Source organism: bacterium (assembly GCA_019637795.1).
In the GTDB taxonomy this organism is placed as follows: Bacteria; Desulfobacterota; Binatia; order HRBIN30; family CADEER01; genus JAHBUY01.
The window spans coordinates 95,885-116,772 of sequence record JAHBUY010000007.1 but is presented as its reverse complement, the minus strand read 5'-3'; the positions used below and the strand labels follow the sequence as shown (position 1 = coordinate 116,772).

The 20,888-nt window shown below is 72.9% G+C and carries 18 protein-coding genes; 6 read left to right on the top strand and 12 right to left on the bottom strand.

What is annotated here, in order from left to right:
- Positions 1 to 3 precede the first annotated feature (3 nt).
- Together KF840_22160 and KF840_22155 are read right to left on the bottom strand one after the other, a co-directional pair.
- Positions 4 to 1,083, bottom strand: coding sequence for an acyl-CoA/acyl-ACP dehydrogenase (locus KF840_22160; protein MBX3027612.1), 1,080 nt, complete (start codon positions 1,081 to 1,083; stop codon positions 4 to 6).
- A gap of 13 nt (positions 1,084 to 1,096) precedes the next feature.
- Positions 1,097 to 2,269: an acyl-CoA dehydrogenase family protein gene (locus KF840_22155; GenBank protein ID MBX3027611.1), complete on the bottom strand. Its 1,173-nt coding sequence runs from the start codon at positions 2,267 to 2,269 to the stop codon at positions 1,097 to 1,099.
- A gap of 88 nt (positions 2,270 to 2,357) precedes the next feature.
- Here KF840_22155 and KF840_22150 point away from each other — a divergent pair, with 88 nt between their 5' ends.
- The 3 genes from KF840_22150 to KF840_22140 are packed head-to-tail and all read left to right on the top strand — an operon-like array spanning position 2,358 to position 4,659.
- Positions 2,358 to 2,849 (top strand): 6-carboxytetrahydropterin synthase, encoded by a 492-nt coding sequence (locus tag KF840_22150; protein ID MBX3027610.1) that lies wholly within the window; start codon positions 2,358 to 2,360, stop codon positions 2,847 to 2,849.
- A 2-nt stretch (positions 2,850 to 2,851) separates the two neighbouring features.
- Positions 2,852 to 3,142, top strand: coding sequence for a hypothetical protein (locus tag KF840_22145; protein ID MBX3027609.1), 291 nt, complete (start codon positions 2,852 to 2,854; stop codon positions 3,140 to 3,142).
- Positions 3,139 to 4,659 (top strand): leucyl aminopeptidase, encoded by a 1,521-nt coding sequence (locus tag KF840_22140; protein ID MBX3027608.1) that lies wholly within the window; start codon positions 3,139 to 3,141, stop codon positions 4,657 to 4,659. Before KF840_22145 ends, KF840_22140 begins: the two co-directional genes overlap by 4 nt.
- Here the strand turns inward: KF840_22140 and KF840_22135 are convergent.
- Both KF840_22135 and KF840_22130 read right to left on the bottom strand, forming a co-directional pair.
- Positions 4,587 to 5,282 carry an adenylate/guanylate cyclase domain-containing protein gene (locus tag KF840_22135; GenBank protein MBX3027607.1) on the bottom strand — a complete coding sequence of 232 codons (696 nt, stop codon included), beginning with the start codon at positions 5,280 to 5,282 and terminating at the stop codon, positions 4,587 to 4,589. The genes KF840_22140 and KF840_22135 overlap by 73 nt on opposite strands.
- 13 nt (positions 5,283 to 5,295) lie before the next feature.
- On the bottom strand, positions 5,296 to 5,748 hold the full coding sequence (locus tag KF840_22130) for a c-type cytochrome (GenBank protein MBX3027606.1): 453 nt from the start codon (positions 5,746 to 5,748) through the stop codon (positions 5,296 to 5,298).
- A gap of 166 nt (positions 5,749 to 5,914) precedes the next feature.
- Between KF840_22130 and KF840_22125 the strand changes: the two genes are divergently transcribed.
- On the top strand, positions 5,915 to 6,634 hold the full coding sequence (locus KF840_22125) for an outer membrane lipoprotein-sorting protein (protein ID MBX3027605.1): 720 nt from the start codon (positions 5,915 to 5,917) through the stop codon (positions 6,632 to 6,634).
- A 35-nt stretch (positions 6,635 to 6,669) separates the two neighbouring features.
- Here KF840_22125 and KF840_22120 read toward each other — a convergent pair whose 3' ends face one another.
- From KF840_22120 to npdG, 4 genes are all read right to left on the bottom strand, one after another.
- Positions 6,670 to 8,055, bottom strand: a complete 1,386-nt coding sequence (locus KF840_22120) for an MATE family efflux transporter (GenBank protein MBX3027604.1) — start codon at positions 8,053 to 8,055, stop codon at positions 6,670 to 6,672.
- Positions 8,056 to 8,170: 115 nt separating this feature from the next.
- Positions 8,171 to 9,178, bottom strand: coding sequence for a quinolinate synthase NadA (gene nadA, locus KF840_22115; protein MBX3027603.1), 1,008 nt, complete (start codon positions 9,176 to 9,178; stop codon positions 8,171 to 8,173).
- A 12-nt stretch (positions 9,179 to 9,190) separates the two neighbouring features.
- A complete protein-coding gene (locus tag KF840_22110) occupies positions 9,191 to 11,209 on the bottom strand; it encodes an alpha-galactosidase (protein ID MBX3027602.1) in 2,019 nt (672 codons plus the stop codon).
- Positions 11,210 to 11,219: 10 nt separating this feature from the next.
- The gene (gene npdG / locus KF840_22105; GenBank protein MBX3027601.1) at positions 11,220 to 11,897 is read right to left on the bottom strand and encodes an NADPH-dependent F420 reductase; all 678 of its coding nucleotides are present in this window, start codon (positions 11,895 to 11,897) and stop codon (positions 11,220 to 11,222) included.
- Positions 11,898 to 12,018: 121 nt separating this feature from the next.
- On the opposite strand from npdG, the gene KF840_22100 reads away from it, so the two are divergent.
- Complete coding sequence (locus tag KF840_22100) at positions 12,019 to 14,439, top strand: membrane dipeptidase (protein ID MBX3027600.1); 2,421 nt, start codon at positions 12,019 to 12,021, stop codon at positions 14,437 to 14,439.
- A 16-nt stretch (positions 14,440 to 14,455) separates the two neighbouring features.
- On the opposite strand, the gene KF840_22095 is transcribed toward KF840_22100, so the two are convergent.
- Positions 14,456 to 15,475, bottom strand: a complete 1,020-nt coding sequence (locus KF840_22095; GenBank protein MBX3027599.1) for an agmatine deiminase family protein — start codon at positions 15,473 to 15,475, stop codon at positions 14,456 to 14,458.
- 44 nt (positions 15,476 to 15,519) lie between these two features.
- Positions 15,520 to 16,380, bottom strand: coding sequence for a carbon-nitrogen hydrolase (locus KF840_22090; GenBank protein MBX3027598.1), 861 nt, complete (start codon positions 16,378 to 16,380; stop codon positions 15,520 to 15,522).
- Between the two features lie 80 nt (positions 16,381 to 16,460).
- Between KF840_22090 and KF840_22085 the strand changes: the two genes are divergently transcribed.
- Positions 16,461 to 19,001, top strand: a complete 2,541-nt coding sequence (locus KF840_22085) for a DEAD/DEAH box helicase family protein (GenBank protein MBX3027597.1) — start codon at positions 16,461 to 16,463, stop codon at positions 18,999 to 19,001.
- Between the two features lie 81 nt (positions 19,002 to 19,082).
- Here the strand turns inward: KF840_22085 and KF840_22080 are convergent, their stop codons facing one another.
- The gene (locus tag KF840_22080; GenBank protein MBX3027596.1) at positions 19,083 to 20,069 is read right to left on the bottom strand and encodes a diiron oxygenase; all 987 of its coding nucleotides are present in this window, start codon (positions 20,067 to 20,069) and stop codon (positions 19,083 to 19,085) included.
- Positions 20,041 to 20,751 (bottom strand): TetR/AcrR family transcriptional regulator, encoded by a 711-nt coding sequence (locus KF840_22075; protein MBX3027595.1) that lies wholly within the window; start codon positions 20,749 to 20,751, stop codon positions 20,041 to 20,043. The genes KF840_22080 and KF840_22075 overlap by 29 nt, the downstream gene beginning before the upstream one ends.
- Between the last annotated feature and the right edge of the window lie 137 nt (positions 20,752 to 20,888).

The window sequence follows — 20,888 nt, the reverse complement described above, 5'->3', positions numbered from 1 at the left end:
CGCTCAGTCGAGCAACGCCACGGCCACGGCGGCGAGCGCCGGCGCCTCCGGCGCGTAGCGGATCGCCAGTGCCTGCGCGCGCTCGCTGTGGTAGTGCAGCGGGTGCTCGACCACGAACCCGGCGCCGCCGTGCAGGTGGTGCGCCGTCCAGGCGAGGCGCTTGAACGCCGGCGCCGTGAAGGCCACCGCGTGCTCGAGCTCGCCGCCCTGCTCGCTGCCGGCCGCCATGCGGGTGATCGCCTGCCAGGTGAGATGGCGGGCCGCGGTGTACGCCGTCGCCATGTCGGCGACCTGGTGCTGCACCGCCTGGAAGACGGCGATCTTCTGCCCGAACTGCTCGCGCTCCTTGACGTAGGCGACGGTGGCGTCGAGCGCCGCCTGCATGCCGCCCACCATCTCCGCCAGGGCCAGCGCCGTCGCCTCGCGCCGCAGCGCGGCGAGCGCCGCCGCGCCGTGGCCGCCGACCCGCCGCTCGGCCGGCACGTCGGCATAGGTGACCACCGCCTGCTCCTCGCCATCGAAGGTGCGCAGCGGCCGCCGCTCGCCATGCTCGCCGCGGACCAACGCGAGCTGGACGCCGTCGCGACCACGCCCCGCCACCAGGTGCCAGTCGGCGCTCAGCCCGTTGGCGACCCCCCACTTCTCGCCGCGCACCCGCGCCGGCGCCTCGCCTTCGATGGCGGTGAGGAAGTGGCGCGGGTCGCGCGCGTGCTGCTCGTCGAGCGCCAACGCCACGATGGCGCGCCCGGCGGCGATCGCCTCCAGCTCCGGCGCCTCGGGCGCGAGCCGCGCCAGGGCCCAGCCGGCGCGGATGGCGTTGATCACGCTGCGCGGGATGAGGCCGCGGCCGCATTCGCGCAGCAGCAGGGCCAGCTCGATCAGCCCGAGTCCGCTGCCGCCGCGCGCCTCCGGCAGGGCCAGCCCGAACCAGCCGAGCTCGGCGATGGCGTCCCAGGCCCGGCCGTCGATGCCGCGCGGCTCCCGCTGCCAGGCGAGCAGGCGCTCGGGGGTGATCTGCTCGGCGCAGAAGCGGGCGACGGCGTCGCACAGCTCCTGCTGCTCCGGGGTCGGGATCAGCCGCATGACCGGTCGCTCCTCACTTGCGCGGCAGCCCGTAGCCGAGCATCGCGATGATGTTGCGCTGCACCTCGTTGGTGCCGCCGCCGAAGGCGAGCATCGGGGCGATGCGGTAGAGCCACTGCATGCGCCCGTGCAATAGCGCGCTCGGCTCTTCCGGATGGAGCTGGCCGTTCAGGCCGAGGATCTCGGTGCCGGCGTCGGCCACCCGCTGCGTCAGCTCGCTCACGAACACCTTGGCCATCGACGACTGCGCCGCCGGCACCGCGCCCTGCTCCAGCGCCCACGCGGTCTCCAGCCCGATCATGCGCGCCGCCTCGATGTCCACCGCCAGGCGCGCCAGGCGCTCGCGCACCCAGGGCTGCGCGCGCAGCGGCTGGCCGTCGATCTCCAGCTCGCGCACCAGCGCCACCAGCTCGCGGAAATAGCGCCGCACCATCGCCACCGAGCCGATCGACAGGCGCTCGAAGTTGAGCGCCATCGCCGCGTAGTAGAAGCCCATGCCGCGCTCGCCGATCAGGTAGTCGCGCGGCACGCGCACGTTGTCGAGGAAGAGCGCGTTGGTGCGCAGCCCGGGCCAGACGTAGATCGGCTGCACCGAGACGCCCGGGGCGTCCATCGGCACGATCATCATCGAGATGCCCTTGTGCTTCGGCGCGTCGGGCTCGGTGCGCAGCGCCACCCAGTTGTGGGTCGCCATGTGCGCCATGGTGTTCCACATCTTCTGGCCGTTGATCACCCACTCGTCGCCGTCCAGGACGGCGCGCGTGCGCAGCGCCGCCATGTCGGTGCCGGCCTCCGACTCCGAATAGGCGACGGCGAAGTCGACCTCGGCGGCGACGATGCGCGGCAGCCACGCCTTCTTCTGCGCCTCGCTGCCGATGCGCATGATCGTCGGCGCCACCGAGGTGACGGTCAGCGGCAGCATCGGCGCCCCGGCCCCCTCCAGCTCGTCGACGAAGATCCACTGGTCGATGGCCGAGCGCCCGAGGCCGCCGTACTCCGGCGGCCAGGCGATGCCCCAGTAGCCCTTGTCGCGCAGTTTGACGATGAACTCCTGCGCCAGCGGCCCCTTGCCCTCGTTGCCCGCCTCGCGCTGCTCGTCGAGCAGCGCCGGGGTGATGTGGGCGCGGATGAAGGCCCGGATCTCGTCCCGCCAGGCGAGTTGCTCCGGCGTGAAGTCGTAGCGCATGGCCGAGCTTCTCGCCCGTTTTCCGGGGTCGCGCAAGCGACCGAATCGACCCCTCCCCGGACGCGTGCTACAGGCAAACGCTGATCCCATGGCCGCCGCCGAGTCGTTCCGCGTTCACGTCACCAAGGACTATCTCAAGTTCTCGGCGGCGCACTTCATCGCCTATCCCGGCTTTCGCGAGCGGCTGCACGGCCACAACTACCGCGTCGCGATCGCCCTCGACGGTCAGCTCGGGCCGCAGGGCTACGTGGTCGACTTCGGCGTCGTGAAGCGGATCGCGCGCCGCCTCTGCGAGCGGCTGGACGAACGGCTGCTGATCCCCGAGCGCAGCGACTGCCTCGCGATCCGCGCCGACGCCACCACCGTGCACGTGCGCTACGAACAGGACGAGTTCCGGTTTCCCCGCGGCGACGTCCTGCTGTTGCCCATCGTCCACACCTCGGTCGAGGAGCTCGCCCAGTATCTCGCCGGCGAGCTGCGGCGCGAGCTCGACGCCGAGGGGGTGGGCCCGCTCGACGCCGTCGAGGTGTCGGTCGAGGAGAGCTTCGGCCAGCGCGCCATCTACCGGCGCGAGGGCTGAGCGTGCGCCGCCGCGGGCTCCTCGCCGTGGGCGCGCTCGCCCTCCTCGCCGCCGGCTGCGACGCCCGTCTGCCCGATCCCGATTCGCCCGGGGCCCGTCTCTACGCCGACCGCTGCGGCGGCTGCCACCGCATCTACGCGCCGGGCAGCCTGACCGCCGCGATGTGGGACGTCACCGTGCAGCGCATGCAGGGCGAGCTCGCGCGCCGCGGCGTGCCGCCCCTCAGCCGCGACGAGCAACGCGCGCTCCTCGCCTATCTCACGCAACACAGCACCGGACGGGACCAACCATGACACTCGTGCTCAGCCACACCGCCGCCACCGACATCGCCACCGACCTGCTCGTCATCCCGGTCACCGCCCCCCCCGCCGAGGACCCGACGCTGCGCCGCCTGCCGGCGCCGCTGCGCGCGGTCCTCCTCGCCGAGGGCCGTCGCCGCCAGTTCACCGGCGGCCGCGGCCAGGAGTGCTGGGCGCACGGCGTGGCGGCGAAAGCGCCGCTCGTGCTGCTGCTCGGCGCCGGCGCCGCGGCGGCGCCGCCGATCTGGTACGAGATCGCCGACGCCGTGGTCCGCCACGCGGCCCGTCTGCACGCGCGCCGCGTCGCCGTCGCCGCCGGCGGCGCCGATGCCGAGGCGCTGCGCGCCCTCGCCGAGGGCATCCCGCTCGCCCGCTATCGCTTCGCCCGCTACCGCTCGCGGCCGGCCGCCGAGGAGCCGCTGGCGGTGACCGTCGCCGTCGACCGCGTCGACGCGCCGCGCCGCGACGCCCTGCGCCTCGGCGCCGTCGCCGCGGCGGCCACGGCGCTGACCCGCGACCTCGCCAACACGCCGGCCCAGGACCTGGCGCCGATGGACCTGGCGCGCACGGCGCGCGCCCTGGCGCGCGGCGGGCTGCGGGTGCGCGTCCACGACCGGCGCGCCCTGGCCCGCCTGCGCATGGGCGCGATCCTCGGCGTCGGCATGGGCAGCGCCCAGCCGCCGTGCTTCGTCGAGATCACCTACCGGCCGCCGCGCCCGCGCCGGCGCGTCGCCCTGGTCGGCAAGGGCATCACCTTCGACAGCGGCGGCCTGTCGCTGAAGACGGCGGACGCCATGCAGGCGCAGAAGCGCGACATGGCCGGCGCCGCCGTCGTGCTCGGCGTCATGTCGGCGCTACCGGCCCTCCGCCTGCCGGTCGAGGTGCGCGGCTTCATCGCCTGCGCCGAGAACATGCCGAGCGGCAGCGCCATGCGGCCGGGCGACGTGCTGCGCGCCTGCGACGGCACGACGATCGAGGTCCTCAACACCGACGCCGAGGGGCGCCTGGTGCTCGCCGACGCGCTCGCCTACGCCGCCCGCCAGCGGCCGGACTGCATCATCGACTTCGCCACCCTCACCGCGGTGGTCCGCACCGCCCTCGGACCGCGCTGCGCGGCGGTGCTCGGCACCGATCGGCGGCTGATCGGCGAGCTCATCGCCGCCGCCGCCGACGCCAACGAGATGCTCTGGGAGCTGCCGCTGATCGAGGAGTACCGGCGCGACATCGACAGCCGGGTCGCCGACATCAAGAACGTCGGCGAGGGCCACTCGGGCAGCATCGTCGCCGCGCTCTTCCTGCGCGAGTTCGTCGCCGGCCTGCCGTGGGCCCACGTCGACTTCTCGAGCACCGTGATGTCGGACGGCTTCGCCTGCCACCCCAAGGGGGCCAGCGGCTACGGCGTGCGGACGATGCTGCGCTGGCTGGCGCGCTTCGCCGCTCACCCGGCGAGCGGCGCCGCGGTGGCGGCGGCGCGCCGCGGCACGATCAGCAGGCCGGCCCGCCGCGCCTGAGCGCGATAGGCGCTGCGCGGCTCGCGGCCGCGCGTCGCCAGGGGGCGCGGCGTGAACGTCAGCTCGCCGTCGAGCCGGGCGCCGGCGCTGGCGTACGTCGCCTCGTCGACCAGCGTCTCGCCGTCGCGCGCCAGGGCGCACAGCCGCTCGGCGCGCCGCACCGGCTCGCCGACCAGGGTGTCGTCGCGCCCGCCGCCGGCGCGCAGGTCGACCACCAGCACCTCGCCGGCAGCGACGCCGACCGCCAGGCCGAGGGCCGCGGCGCGGCTCTCGCCCGCCGACAGCCAGCGGTTGCGCAACGCCAACGCCGCACGCTGCAGGGCGGCGGCGGCGCGCACCGCGCGCACCGGATCGTCGCGCCGCGGCGCCGGCACGCCGTAGAGAAGGAGCACGCCGTCGCCGCGCACGGCGTCGATCGCCGCGCGGTGCGCGACGGCGACGTCGGCCATCGCCCCGACGAACTCCTGCAACAGCGCCACGACGCGCTGCGGATCGAGATGGGCGCTCAACTGATCGAAGCCGCGCAGGCTGGCGATCACCACGCAGGCGCGCAGCCGCGTCGCTCCCTGACGCCGCGGCGTCGCGGCGACCGGCCGGCGGCCGGCGGTCTTGCGCTCACCCATCGCCGCGCCGCTCCTACCGCTGTTGGATCGACTGCAGGTATTCGGTGATCAGCATGATCTTGCCGGTGGTCTGCAACTGCAGGTCGAGCGCCGTCACGCCTTCCTGCCGGGCGAAGATCTGGCCCCACGACGGCATCTTGCCGTCGCCGTGCGGCGAGGTGACGCTGCCCGGCAGCGAGGTGTCCTGCTCCTGCCCCGTGGGCTTGCGGCCGCTGATCTGCAGCATGACGTCGTAGAAGGGGAACTTGCCGCCGTTCTTCTTGGCGATCTGGGTGAGATCCGATCCCTTGCTCTTCGCCGTGTCCGCCCCTTTGCCGTCGGCGCCGTGGCACGAGGCGCAGTACTCGCCGTACAGGGCGCGTCCCTGGGCGAGGGCGGGGTCCTCGTCTGCTGCCCGCGCCGCTGCCGTGCCCACCACCACCGCCGCCATCGTCACGTGTACCAGCACTCCGCTCCAGCTACGCATGGCACCCTCCCCCCCTGGCAGTTCTGTCGGCGCAACCTCCGACGCTCGACTGCCTGCAATACTCGCGGCCGGGAATCGCTGTCAATCCGCCGGCGCGCTCTTCCGATGCCACGGGAAAGCGGATAGCACCGGAAGTCGACCGTGTCTGCCTTCGCGAGGTGCCGCCATGTCGCGTCCGTCGTGTGTCGTCGCTGTTTGCCTCCTCACCGTCGCCGCGTCGCCGGCGCGCGGCGAGGACCTCGCCACCCTGCTCGCCGGCGCCACCGCCGGGACGCGCCCCACCGCGGCCGTGCGCGGCGACGGCACGCTGACCAGCGTCTCGCCCGACGGCACGACGCAGGCCCGCGTCGCCGTCCTGCAGCAACCGAGCGGCGATCTGTACTTCGAGGTCCAGCCACCCGGCACCCGGGCGCTGCTGCTGGCGAACGGCGCCGCGTGGCTCTCGCCGAAGGCCGGCGCGTCCGCCGTGGCATTTGCCAAGGACGCGGCGCTCGCCGGCAGCGAGTTCTCGCGCGAGGACCTGCAGCCCTTCGATGCCGCGCGCTACGGCTCGCCGACGATCGTCGACCGCAGCCCCGCTGAGACCACCGTCCAACTCGACCCGCGCGACTCGCAGTACACCCTGGTGGTCGTCACCTTCGACCGCGAGAAGCAGGTGCCGGTGAAGGTGATGAGCTACAAGGATACCCTGAGCCACCTGCTGCGCATGCGCCGCGAGCGCGGCCACCAGCAGATCGCCGGCCGCTGGCTGCCGACCGAGATCGCGATCGAGAACTTCCCGATGCAGGTGACCAGCACCCTGACGCTCCAGTGGCGCACGACCGAGGCGCCGCCGGCGCGCTTCGACCCCAAGACCTTCGCCACGGCCCCACCCCTGCTGCCCTGACGATCGCGCCGCCGGCTCGGCGCGCGATCGCGTCCTCAGACGCGGGCCCGCTTCCAGACGCCGGAGCGGAAGCGCCAGCCCTTGAGCACGGCGCGCAGCAGGTAGTCGCCGAGCAGGGCCGCCCAAACCCAGGCCAGGCTCAGACCGAACAGATGGGCCGCCGCCCAGGCGCAGCCCAGTCGCGCCACGTAGAACCCGACCACGACCGTGAGCAGCGGGAAGCGCGTGTCGCCGGCGCCGCGCAGCGCCCCGCCGAGCGCCGAATCCGCCGCCATCAGCGGCTGCGCCAGGGCGAGGATCTGGATGAAGCTGACGGCGTCCGCGATCACCTCGGCGTCGTCGATGAACAGCCCGGCGATCGGGCGCGCGAAGAGGAAGATGACGAGGCCGGCGATCGACATCAGCGCCACGGCCAGCCGATTCGCCTCCCAGCCGCTGCGCGCGGCATTCTCGGGCTGGCCGCCGCCGAGCTGCTGGCCGACGATGGTGCTGGCGGCGGCGCTGAAGCCGAAGCCGGGGAGGAAGGACAGCGCCAGGATGCGGACCCCGATGAAGTACGCCGCCACCGCCGCGGTGCCGTAGCGGGCGGCGATGCCGAGATAGAGCAGGAAGCCGATCTGCATCAGCAACTGCTCGATGGCGGTCGGGCTGCCGACGGCGAGGACGCGCCGCGCCATCTGCGGATGCGGCGCCAGCTCGCCGCGGCGCAGCGTCAGCGCCCCGCGCCGGCGGAGCAACGCCGCCAGGCCGAGCAGGGCGCCGACCCAGAAGGCGATGGCGCTGGCCGCCGCGGCGCCGCGCACGCCGAGGACCGGGAAGCCGAAGCGGCCGAAGATCAGCGTGTAGGCGACGCTCACGTTGAGCAGGTTCAGCAGGGCGCCGATGAGCAACGGCGTGCGCATGTCGCCGGCGCCGCGCAGGCCGGCGGCGATCACCGCGAACACCGCCATCGCCGGCACGCCGAGCATGATGGTGCGGACGAAGGCGGTGCCGGCCGCCAGGACCTCCGGATCGTCGGCGAAGACGCCGACCATGCGCGGCGCCCACGCGATGACCGGCACGGCGATGGCGACGCCCATCAGCAGCGCCAGGTAGATCGACTGCACCAGCGCCGCCTCGGCGTGCGCCCGCTGCTGGGCGCCGATGTGGCGGGCGACGATCGCCACGGTGCCGGTGGCCAGGGCCATGTTCATGACGCTCACCGCGTTGAGGATCTGCGTCCCGACGCCGACCCCCGCCACGGCGTGGGCGCCGAGCCGGCCGACCATCAGCGCATCGATCAGACCGACCAGCGACTCGAGGCCGAAGGTCATGATCGCCGGCCACGAGAGCGTCCAGATGATGCGCATCAGGTCGACGCGCGAGGTCGACGCCGAGATGCCGGCAAGCGCCATCTGCGGCGAGCGCGTCGTGGTGGCCATCGATCCTCCGCAACCCAGAGGAAACGGGCGGCGGAGTCAACTCAGGCGGTTTGCACGTCCTTGGAGCTGCGCGGGCGCCGCCGGAGCGGCAGCCGCCACCGGCCGGATCGTCCGCCTACGCGCTCAGCTCGAGCATCCGCCGCAGGCTGCGCTCGGCGCCCTGGCGCACGCTGTCGCTCAGCTCGATCCGGTGCTGCATCCGCTCGAGCGCCCGCTGCGTCGACTCGAGGGTGATCATCTTCATGAACTGGCAGAGCTTGCAGGCCTTGTAGAAGGTCTTCTCCGGCACCTCGAGCAGCAGCTTGTCCGACAGCCCGCACTCGGTGACGATCAGGAACTCGCGGGCGGCGCTCTCCTTGGCGTAGCGCACCATGCCGCTGGTCGAGAGCACCGCGTCGGCGAGCGCGATCACGTCGCTGCGGCACTCCGGGTGCACCAGCACCTTCACGTCCGGCAGCGTCCGCTTCACCGCCAGGATGTTCTCGGGCGTGATCTGGTGGTGGACGTAGCAGTTGCCGTCCCAACTGATCACCGTCTTCGCCGTCTCCCGCTGGACGTAGCTGGCCAGGTGTTCGTCGGGCACGAACAGGATGTGCTCGGTCGGCAGCCGCTGCACGATCTTCACCGCGTTGGCGGAGGTGACGCAGACGTCGACCACCGCCTTCACGGCGGCGCTGGTGTTCACGTAGGCGACCACCTGCAGGTCGGGATAGAGCGCGCGCAGCTCGTCCCGGCGCGCCACCAGGGCGTCGGGGTCGACGCTGTCGGCCAGCGAGCAGCCGGCGCGCAGGTCGGGGATCAGCACCGTCTTCTCGGGCGAGAGGATCTTCGCCGACTCGGCCATGAAGTGGACGCCGCAGAGGACGATGACCTCGGCGTCCATCGCCTGCCCCTGGCGCGCCAGCTCGAGCGAGTCGCCGACGACGTCCGCGACCTCGAAGATCTCCGGCCGCTGGTAGTTGTGCGCCAGGATCACCGCGTTGCGTTCGCGCTTGAGCGCGTGGATGCGGGCGATGGTGCGCGCCATCGCGTCGCAGGCGGCGGGGGAGTACAGGTTCGGCTGCTGCAAGCGGGCGAGCTCGTCGGCCAGCTCGGCGCCGCTCTTCTCGACCGGGGCATCCATGTCGACTCGACCCTAATCGCCGGCGGTGTCGCCTTCAATGGGAGTCGGCTCCTCCAGCCACAGCAGCCGACAGCCGTGCGGCGGCACCTGCGACAGCGTCAGCGCATCGTCCACGACCGCCAGCGGCGATGCCCCCCAGACGTCGCGCACCGCGGTGCCGGGCGCCACGACCAGTCGTCGCTCGGCGGCGCGGCGCGAGAAATTGAACAGGCCCACCGCTTCCGCCCCCGGATACCCGGCGCGCAGGCGCTCGGGCAGATCGCGTTCGAAGAGATCGTCGACCCGCGCCTCGCCGCCGAGCAGCGGCAGCACCCGTTCGATCCACTCCAGGCGCTCCGGCGGCAACCCGTCGAGGCGGTCGCTGAGCACGAACATGCCGTCGGTGAGGGCGATCGCCGTCGCCAGGGTCTGCACCTCGGCCGGCGTCAGGCGGGTCTCGCGCGCCCGCACCATCAGGCAGTCGGGATCGTTCAGCCACAGCCGGCGGTGCATGAAGGCGCGGGTGAGGATGTTGCGCAGCGCGTGCTCGGTGGCGACCCCGTGGCGGCCGCGGTTGAGGACGCGGCTGATCCAGTTGCTCCAGTACGGCGCCACGTCGGCGCCGATGCGCATGCCGTCGACGACGCCGATCGCCGGCCCGAGCGGACAGCCGCAGCCGAGCAGGAAGGCGTCGGGCCCGGCGCCCTCGCGGATCGCCTGCAGGCCGCGCCGCAGCGCCTCGGCGCGGGTCGCGTCGCGGTCGGCGCGCACCCCGGGCAGCGCCGCGGCGTAGAGGAAGTCGAGCTTGAGCAGCCGGTAGCCCCACTGGTGGACGATCGTGCGCGCCACCTCGCGCAGCCAGTCGAGCACGTCGTCGCGCGTCGTATCGAGCACGTACGCCGGCCGGCCGAGGCTCCACATCGGGTTCCAGCAGCCCCAGCGCAGGCGGCCGCGCGGCGTGCGCACCAGCCAGTCCGGGCGGGCGCGCATCAACTGCGATTCCGGCCGGACGAGGAAGGGCGCCAGCCAGATGCCGGCGTCGAAGCCGGCGTCGCGGATGCGCCGCGCCAGCCACCGCATGCCGTGCGGGAATTTGCCGTTCGGCTCCAGCCAGTCGCCGATCGCCCGCTGGTACCCGTCGTCGACCTGGACGTAGTCGCAGCGCACCCGGTCGCGCAGGCGGCGCAGCGATTCGAGGTTGTCGAGAATGTCGGCCTCGCGCACGCGCGTGAAGTAGTAGTACCAGGAGCACCAGCCGAGCGGCGTGCGCTCGGGGACGCGCGCCTGCATGGCGGCGCCGCAGGCGACCGCCCACTGCTCGAGCAGCGCCCAGCCGTCGGCGCCGGCGGCGAGCCACAGCGGCGGCAGCGCCAGGCGCTCGCCGGGACGCAGCGGCCGTTCGTCGCCGTCGACCACCGCCGCCAGGCGACGGAAGCGGCCGCCCGGCGCCTCCACTTCGACGGCGCTGAGGAACGCCGCCGCGTCGAGGAAACCGAGCGCCAGGGCCTGCCCGCCGCCGCGCTCGACGATGGCGCTGACGAGATCGGAGCGAAAGACGCCGCGGCGGCCGCTGGCGCGGTGCGCGACGTCGGTCTGCGAGTCGCGCAGGAAGCCGAACCACGGATCGGCGTCGGCCTCCTCGACCCCGTAGGCGCGGGTGCCGCTCCACGACTGGTAGCCGTTGCGGTACACCGACCAGCGCCCGACGTCGTCGCCGACGCGCACGGCGCCCGGCGGCGTCACGGCCAGCGGCGCCATCGCCACCAGGCGCAGCGGCGCCTCGCCGGCGTGCTCGAGGGTCGTCCGCAGCACCACCGCGTCGCCGGCCGCCTCGACGCGCAGCTCCACGCGCAGGCCCGTCTCCGCCCACAGCGCCGACCAGCCGCCCTCGAACGCCACCAGCGAGTCCGCGCGCCAGCGTTGGCGCTCGCCGGCGCGGTCGACCGTCAGCTCCGGCACGGCGCCGGCGATCTCGACCGCGCAGCCGCCGCCGGCGACGATCTGCAAGCGCCCGTCCGCCAGTCCGAGCGTCAGCGGCGCCGCGCCGACCATGGCGGGGCGCTCAGTGCGCCGGACCGTCGAGGCCGAGGATGCGGATCGAGGTCACCGCCTTGTAGCGGCGGTTGATGTTGAGCAGCATCGCCGTGATGCCCTCGGTGACGCGGGCGTTCACCAGCGCGCCGGCATCCACCGGGCGATAGTTGGGGATCCGCTTCACCAGGTCGATGATCGTCCGCTTCGCCTCCGCGTGGTCGCTGCAGACGACGATGTCGCCCTCCACCGGGTGGTGCACCTCGACCAGCTCCTCCGCGCTCTCGTTCTTGAATCCGGCGACGACGAAGCTCCCCGGCAGCAGCGCCTGGATGCGCTCCGCCGCCGAGCCTTCCGGCACCTGGGCGGAGACGAAGACCTTGTTCACCCGCTCGAGCGGATTGATGACGTCGAGCACCAGCCTGCCCTCGAGCCGCGGCGCCATGCCGGGCAGCAGGTCGCCGACGCCGGCGTACGGGAAGGAGACGACGACGATGTCCGCGCCGTCGATCGCGGCGGCGTTGTCGGCGCCGCGCACCGGCGTCCGGCAGCCGATGCCGTCGAGCTTGGCGCGCATGTCGCGGGCCGCATCCTCGGCCCGCTGCGCCTGCCGCGAGCCAATGACGACCTCCTCGCCCGCCATCGCGAAGCGCAGGCCGAGGCCGATGCCCTCCGGTCCCGTCCCGCCGAGAATCGCCATCCGTCCCATCGCCGTGCCTCCCTCAGTCGATGGTGCTCTTAGCGGGGCGGAGGCGCCGGCACCAGCGGCCGCCCCGGCGGCCGCGAATGCCTTTGCCTGACTGCGACGCAGTCGATACAGGGTCACGGATATGGTTCCTCATCCGCATTCGCTTCCCCTGCGCCTGGCGCTTTCGCTGCTCCTCCTCGCCGCCTGCGGCGACGACACCGACGCACGCCCGGCCACGCCCACGTCGCCACCGACGGCCTCGGCGACCGCCACCGTCACGGCGCACGCCGCGGCCACCGCCACCGCCACCGCGACCGCGACCGCGACGACCGCGGCGACGAACCCGCCGACCGCGACGGCGACGCCGCCCGCCTCGCCCACCGCGCCGGAGACCGCCACCCTCACGGTCACGCCGACCCCGACCCGCGTCGCAGCCAGCATCTACAGCTTTGCCAACGGCTGCTACACCGTCGCCACCGCCGCCGGCGCCCTGGTCCGCGACGGCGACGGCTTCGCCCTCAGCGCCGACGCCGGCGCCACGCCGTTCTTCTTCAAGGCGTCGCGCCTCGGCAGCTATCTGCTGTACGACGACGCCGCCGGCTACCTCGTCTCCGACGGCGCCGGCCTGGGGCGCGAGACGACGCTGGAGTCGGACATCACCACCGTCGACGACGACTTCCAGTCCGAGGCGGAGTGGGATCTGCTGCCGGGCGCGGAGCCGGACGAGCTCCTCCTCCGCCATCGCAAGAGCGGCGCCTACCTCTCGGCCGGCGGCGTCGGCGCGGCGGCGACGCCGGTAACCCTCGACCCGGCGCACGGCTGCGCGCCGTTCCCCGAGGAGGACACCTTCACCACCGGCGCGGTTACGCGCACCGAGTTCGCGGACGGGGCGGTCTATGGCTTCAGCGACGCCCACTCCCACATCCTCGCCAACTTCGGCTTCGGCGGCGGCGGCATCTTCCACGGCGCCCCCTTCCACCCGCTCGGCGTCGAGCACGCGCTCGGCAGTTGCGAGCGATTCCACGGCCCCGAAGGGCGCGCCGACCTGTTCGGCGCCGGCTACGATGCCGGCTCGAACGTCAAGCTCGAGGACTTCATCGGCGCGCTGCTCACCGGGCGCCTGCCGGACTTCAACCACTTCACCGCCGGCTACCCGGACTTCACCACCTGGCCGAGCGCCTTCGACAGCTCGACGCACCAGGTGCAGTACTACAAGTGGCTCGAACGCGCGTACCTCGGCGGCCTGCGGCTCGTCGTCCAGCACGCGGTGAACAACCAGATCATCTGCGACCTCCTCGGCCGCGGCGGCATCCAGCCGATCCGCTACTCGTGCAACGACATGGTCGCGGTCGACCGGCAGCTCGTCGAGGTCCGCCACATGCAGGACTACATCGACGCCCAGTCCGGCGGCCCCGGCGCCGGCTGGTTCCGCATCGTGACCTCGCCGGCCGAGGCCCGGGAGGTGATCCGCGCCGGCAAGATGGCCGTCGTGCTCGGCATCGAGACCTCCAACCTCTTCAACTGCTTCCTGACCCCGAGCGAGGAGTTCCCGGCCTGCAGCGAGGCCGACGTCCAGGAGCGCCTCGACCACTACTACGACCTCGGGGTGCGGGTCCTGTTCCCGGTGCACAAGTACGACAACGCCTTCTCCGCCGGCGACGGCAACAAGGGCTTCATCGAGCTCGGCAACATCATCCAGACCGGCCACTTCTCCAACTTCACCACCGCCTGCGACGACAGCGTCCCCACCGTGTTCGACCGCGGTCCGATGACCTTCCCCGGCATGAACGAGCCGCGCGAGGACTACTTCGCGCCGCCGCCGAACGACTTCAGCCAGTTCTTCCTCGACCCCATCGCCACCTTCGCGCCGTTCCTCGCACGCCTGCTGGCGCCGCCGATCCCGGGGGAGAGCACCCACTGCCAGAACGCCGGCCTGACGCCCCTCGGCGAGCTGCTGATCGAGCGCATGATCGCCAAGGGCATGATCGTCGAGCTCGACCACCTGCCGCGCCAGGCCTACCGCCGCGCCTTCGAGATCCTCGAGGCGCACGACTATCCGGCCGCCGGCACGCACGGGCTCGACAACTTCGGCCGCCTCTACGCGCTCGGCGGCATTTCGACCTCGGGCTTCGGGCGCTGCCGCTCGGCCAGCGAACGCGCCACCGTCGATGACGGCTACCAGGCGCGGCTGCAGCGCATCCGCGACAACGGCGGCTACCCGGGGCTCGGCTTCGGCCTCGACCTCAACGGCTTCGCCGGCGCCCCCGGACCGCGCTTCGGGCCGAAGAGCGTCTGCGGCTCGACGCCGCAGAGCGATCCGCTCACCTACCCGTTCACCTCGTACGCCGGTGACGTCATCTTCCAGCAGCCCAAGGTCGGCCACCGCACCCTCGACTTCAACACCGAGGGCCTGGCGGAGATCGGCCTGCTGCCCGACCTGATCGAGGACGTGCGCCGCGACGGCGTCAGCGACGCCGAGCTCGAGCCGCTCTTCCGCTCCGCCGAGGCCTATCTGCGCATGTGGGAGAAGGCGGAGCGCCGCGCCCGCGAGCTGGCGCCGTAGCCCCGGCGTACCGCGTTCACGCGCCGACGGCCGCGGGCGCTGCCGGCTGCTGCTGGGTCACGCAGTGGCAGGCGCCGAGGCCCCACACCATGTCGGTGGCGGCGATGCCGACCACTCGCCGGGTGGGGAACACCTCGCGCAGCGTCGCCAGGGCGCGGGCATCGTTGGCGCAGTCGAACACCGGCACCAGCACGACGGCGTTGCCGATGTAGAAGTTCGCGTACGACGCCGGCAGGCGTTGGCCCTCGTATTCCACCGGCGCCGGCATCGGCAGGGTGATCAGCCGCAGCGGCCGGTCGCCGGCGTCGCGCATGGCGCGCAGGCGCCGCAGGTTCTCCTGCAGCGGGGCGTGGTTCGGATCCGCCGGATCCTCCTCGACCGCGGTGACCACCGTCGCCGGCGCGACGAAGCGGGTGAGGTCGTCGACGTGGCCGTCGGTGTCGTCGCCGAGGATGCCGTCGCCGAGCCACAGCACGCGCCGCGCCCCGAGGTAGTCGCAGAGCGCCTGTTCGATCTCGGCCCGCGAGCGCCCGGGGTTGCGGTTCGGGTTCAGCAGGCACTGCTCGGTGGTCAGCAGGGTACCGGCGCCGTCGACGTCGATCGAGCCGCCCTCCAGCACGAGGTCGGGCTCGAAGCGCGGCGCGTCGAGCAGCTCGGCGACCGCCCGCGGCACGCGGTCGTCGTTCTCCCACGGCGGGTACTTGCCGCCCCAGGCGTTGTAGCGCCAGTCGACCAGCGCCAGCTCGCTGCCGCGGGTGATGAAGGTCGGCCCGTGGTCGCGCATCCAGGCATCGTCGGTCGGCACCTCGTGCAGGCGCACGCGCTCCAGCCCCACGCCGGCGCGCTCGAGCATGCCCCGCACCGTCGCCGCCGGCGCGGCGTCGTTCACCAGCAGGTGGACCAGCTCGCCGACCACCAGGTGGCGCACCATTTCGACCCAGAGCGGCGGGATGCGCTCCAGCTTGCCGGGCCACGACGCGGCCTTGTGCGGCCACGACAGCCAGGTGGCGGCGTGCGGCTCCCATTCCGCCGGCATGCGGAATCCGAGCGCCGCCGGACTGCCGGGGGTCGGCGTCAGCATCAGTCGAGGTAGCGCTTCAGCAGCCCGTCGTAGGCGTCGATCCGACGATCGCGGAGAAACGGCCAGTTGCGCCGCGTCTCGGCGATCAGTCTGCGATCGCACGCCACCACCAGCACCTCCTCGCGATCGTGGCTGGCGCGCGCCAGGACGCGGCCGAACGGATCGGCGACGAAGGAGCCGCCCCAGAACTCCAGGTTGCCCTCGAGGCCGACGCGGTTGACGGCGACGACGAAGACGCCGTTGGCGATGGCGTGGCTGCGCTGGATGGTCTGCCAGGCGTCGTACTGCGCCGCCCCGTGCTCGTCCTTCTCGCGCGGGTGCCAGCCGATCGCCGTCGGGTAGACGAGCAGCTCGGCGCCGCGCAGCGCGGTGAGGCGGGCCGCCTCGGGGAACCACTGGTCCCAGCACACCAGGGCGCCGACCCGGCCGTGCCCGGTGTCGAAGCTGCGGAACCCGACGTCGCCGGGCGTGAAGTAGTACTTCTCGTAGTAGAGCGGATCGTCCGGGATGTGCATCTTGCGGTACATGCCGGCGATGGCGCCATCGGCGCCGACCAGCACCGCGGTATTGTGGAACACGCCCTCGGCGCGCTTCTCGAACAGCGACGCCACCACGGTGACGCCGCGCGCCTTCGCCACCCGGCCGATCGCCTCGCTGCTCGGGCCGGGAATCGGCTCGGCGAGCTCGAAGGTCGCGGTGTCCTCGGACTGGCAGAAGTACTGCGAACGGAAGAGCTCCTGCAGGCAGACGAGCTGCGCTCCCCTGCCCGCCGCCTCCTCGATGCCGGCGATGGCGCGATCGAGGTTCGCCCGCACGTCGCCTCCGCAGCGCATCTGCACCAGGCCCACGGTCGTGATCATGGGTCGCTCTGTACCACAGCGGATCGGCGAGGGCAGCGAGGCCTCTGTGTCCTTCCCGGCGTCTGTGGTTTAGTGCCGCGATGCCGGAGCGGTTCACCGATGCGGCGGCGGCGGCGCTGCGGGCCGCGATCGAGGACGCCGGCGGCAACGAGGTGTTCGCGCTCGGCAGCGTCGGCGACGACGGTCTGGTCAGCGACGTCCGCATCCTGGCGCGCGGCAACCGCCACGCCGCGCCGGCGATCCTGCAGGTGCCGCGCCCCGGCGAGGTGGTGATCCACAACCACCCGAGCGGCGTGCTGCGGCCGTCGGATGCCGACCTCTCGATCGCCTCCGCGCTCGGCAACGGCGGTGTCGGCGCCTACCTCGTCGACAATGCCGTCGCCCGGGTCTACGTCGTCGTCGAACCGCACCGCCCGGCCACGCCCGCCGCGGTCGACGCCGCCGCCGCCGCCGCGCTGTTGTCGGCCGACGGCGCCGTCGGCGCCGCGCTGGACGGCTTCGAGGAGCGGCCGCAACAGTTGGCGATGCTGCGCGCCGTGGCCACGGCGTTCAACGACGACGGCATCCTCAGCGTCGAGGCCGGCACCGGCACCGGCAAGTCGCTCGCCTACCTCGTGCCGGCGATCCTCTGGAGCCGCGCCAACCAGCAGCGGGTGGTGATCTCGACCCACACCATCAACCTGCAGGAGCAGCTCGTGCACAAGGACCTGCCGCTGCTCACCCAGCGCGCCGGGCTCGAGGCCCGCGTCGCCCTGGTCAAGGGCCGCGGCAACTACCTCTGCAAGCGCAAGGCGGCGCAGGCCGAAGCGCAGCCGACGCTGCTGGTCGAGGACGAGCTGCTGGGCGAGCTGCGGCAGGTGCTCGCGTGGGCGACGCAGACCGCGGACGGCAGCCTCGCCGATCTGGCGGTGCGGCCGCGGCCGGAGGTGTGGGAGCAGGTGGTGTCGGAGAACGACAACTGCCTGCGCGCCCGCTGTCCCTACTACTCGAGCTGCTTCTTCTACAGCGCCCGCCGCGCCGCGGCGGCGGCCGACATCCTGGTCGCCAACCACCACCTGCTGATGGCCGATCTGGCGCTGCGGGCCGAGGTCGGCGATTACACCCAGAGCGGCGTCCTGCCGCCCAGCGGCCGGGTGATCATCGACGAAGCGCACCACCTGGAGGACGTCGCCACCAGTTACTTCGGCGCCCAGGCCAGCCTGGCGATGATCGAGCGCGCCTGCGGCCGCCTGCAGAGCCGGCGGCAGACCGGCAAGGGCATCCTGCCGGCGCTGGCGCTGGCGCTCGATGCCGTCGACGATGCCGCCGACGAGCCGATCGCCACCGGCGCCGCGCACTGGATCGACGGCCGCCTCGCCGCCGCCTGTCCGAGCGTCGTCGCCGAGGCGACCGACTGCTTCGACGCGCTCTGCGCCGCCTTCGACGCCCTGCCCCTGCGCCGCGGCGACGAGCGCGCCGCCAAGCTGCGGATCACCGAGGCGGTGCGCGACACCGCCTTCTGGCGCGAGCTGGTGGAGCGCACCGGCCGCCTCGCGCGCGCCCTCGACGCCTTCGCGGGCGACTTCGCGGGCGTCCTCGAGCGCATCGACCGGCTCTCCGAGCACGTCGCGCCGCAGATCCGCTATCTCGCCACCGAGCTCGCCGCCGTCGGCAACCGGCTGCGCGCCCTCGCCGAGGCGCTGGTCGACTTCACCGAGGACGCCCGCGGCCACTGCGCCTGGATCGAGCGCCGCCAGCGCGCCAACGGCGCCGTCAGCCTGTCGCTGCACCGGGCGCCGATCGCCGTCGGCGCCCAGCTCGCGGCGGCGCTCTTCGACCCCTTCGCGACCGCGGTGCTCACCTCGGCGACGCTGACCGTGAACGGGCGCTTCGACTTCCTGCACCAGCGCGTCGGCATCGACCGGGTGCGCCTGCCGGAGCGCGTCGACACCCTGCGGGTCGCTTCGCCGTTCGCCTTCGCGCGCCAGGCGCTGCTCGTCGTCCCCGCCGACCTGCCGGAGCCGAACGCCGCCGGCCACGACGCCGCCAGCCACGACGCCATGCGCCACGTCCTGGCCGCCACCCGCGGCGGCACCTTCCTGCTCTTCACCTCGTATGCGGCGCTCAACCGCGCCTGGTTCGAGCTCGCCAACGGGCTGCGCGCCGGCGGCTATCTGCCGCTGCGCCAGGGCGAGCTCAGCCGCCAGATGCTGCTCCGCCGCTTCGCCGCCGATCCGCGGGCGGTGCTGTTCGCGACCGACAGCTTCTGGGAGGGCGTCGACGTGCGCGGCGACGCGCTGCGCTGCGTCGTCATCGCCCGCCTGCCCTTTCGCGTCCCCAGCGAACCGCTGGAGGAAGCGCGGGTCGAGGCGATCGCCGAGCGCGGCGGCGATCCGTTCGCCGAGCACACCGTGCCGCAGGCGGCGATCAAGCTGCAACAGGGCTTCGGCCGCCTCATCCGCAGCCGCAGCGATCGCGGCTGCGTCGTGATCCTCGACAGCCGCATCGCCAGCAAGGCCTACGGCCAGGTGTTCCTCGCCTCGCTGCCGCCGGCGCGCCGGGTGATCGGCCCCACCCGTCAGGTGCTGGCCGAGGTCGAGGCGTTCTTCGCCCGCGGCGCGCCGCCGCCACCGGTCTTTTGACCCGCCCGCGGCGCAAGGGGGTACGCCGCGGGCGGTTCGGGCGGCGGCCGTCGCGGGCAAGTCGGCGGCCGCCGTGTGATCTCAGACGGGAGAGCCCGCGGGGGCGTAGATGCCGAGCCGCTTCCAGAGCCCGGCCCAGCGCTCGTTCAGCACCCCCAGCTCCCAGCACAGCTCGCGCGGCTTGAAGAGGGCGCGCTTGATGTAGTCGGCGCCCTTCGAACCCGGACCGTAGGCCTCGCGCAGCACCTCCGCTGGAATGCCGTAGGTGCGCACCACGTGCCGCGATGGCCGGCTCATCATGCGCGAGGCGATGGTCATCACGATCGCCGTGCGCAGGCGCAGGATGAACAGCTTCGGCCCGCGCAGCTTCGGCACGTTGCGGCGCAGGTAGTGGCGCGCGAAGGCGATGTGGCGCGCCTCCTCGGTGACGTGGATGCGGCTGATGCGCTCGAGCAGCGGGTGCAGCGCGCGCTCGCCCTGCAGCATCTCGCGCTGCGTGTAGTCGATCGGATCCTCGCCGGCGAGGACGAAGAAGAAGAACAGCTCCGGAAAGCGGCGCGCGAAGCCGACCACCAGGCGGTCGCCGACGCCGAGGATGCGCGGCGGGCGGGTCGCCAGGCCGGTGCGCTGCACGAACTCGTGGAAGATCAGCGAGTGCTGCGCCTCCTCGATCACCTCGTGGTAGCAGTAGCGGAACTCCGGCGCGTTCTCCGGCAGGCGGAGGGCGAATTCCAGCAGGCCGCGCTTCAGGACGCTCTCGAACTGCCAGCCGATGCGGGCGAAGGTGGCGATCATGTGCAGGCCGATGCGGGCGCGGATCGGCGCCGGCTGCGCCCGGTACCAGGCGGTGGCGCCGAGCGGATCCCGCTCGCTCAGCTCCCAGCGCGGATCCTCCGCATCGATGGCGAAGGCGGGATCGTCCCAGGGCACGTCGGCGTAGGCGTCGTAGTGCTTCACCACCGACTGGTGCGAGAGGCGGGCGAGCAGCCGCCGGTACGCCTCCTCGGCATCGACGCGCGCCCGTTCCTCCTGCGGCAGCTCACCGCTCAGACTGGCCACTGCGCTCATCGTTCGTGTCTCCCTGCTGCGGGCTCGGCGGCGCCGCCGAGCGCAGCGACTCGAGCGGCTGCTCGAACAGCCGCGCCAGCTCCGGATTCAGCCTGGTCGTCACCATGAAGGCGACGAGGCGCCGCAGCTCGCTGAAGCTCTCGTCGAGGGACAGCGTGTCGTCGATCTGCATGCCGAGCGAGATGCCGTCGAGCATCGCCAACATGGTGCTGGCGATCAGCTCGCCGCCGGGCACCGAGGTGCCGAGCGCCTCGCGCATGCCGTCGACGATCGCGGTGCGCGCCTTGTCGAGGATGGCGCGCAGGGTGGCGCGGATCTCCGGCTTCTCGTCCGCCACCTCGAGCGCCAGGATCTGGAACAGCTTGTAGATCCACGGCCGCTCCTCGAGCATGGCGCGCATGCCGGCGAGGGCGCGGTCCAGGCGCTGCAGCGGATCGCCGCCCTCGCTGGCGGCCGACTGGATGGCGTCGATCCACTGCGTCGCCGCCCGTTCCAGGACCGCCGCCAGCAGCCCCTCCTTGTTGCCGAAATGGTAGTAGATGGCGGTCTTGGCGATTCCCGAGCGCTCCGCCAGCCGATCCACACCGGCGCCCGCGTAGCCGCGGGTCGCGAACACCGCGCTGGCGGCTTCGAGGATCCGCTCACGGCTGATGTCGCTCTTCTGGTAGCGCCCGCGCTTCATGTACGTACTGGTCCGTACAATTCCCGACCGGTTCTGTCCAGACGGTGGCGAAAAAAATCTCGCGCCCGGCGCGGTTGAGTCATCCGAGCGCGAAGTCCTATGAGGGCGCATGCCAACACGCCAGACCCTCGGCCGCA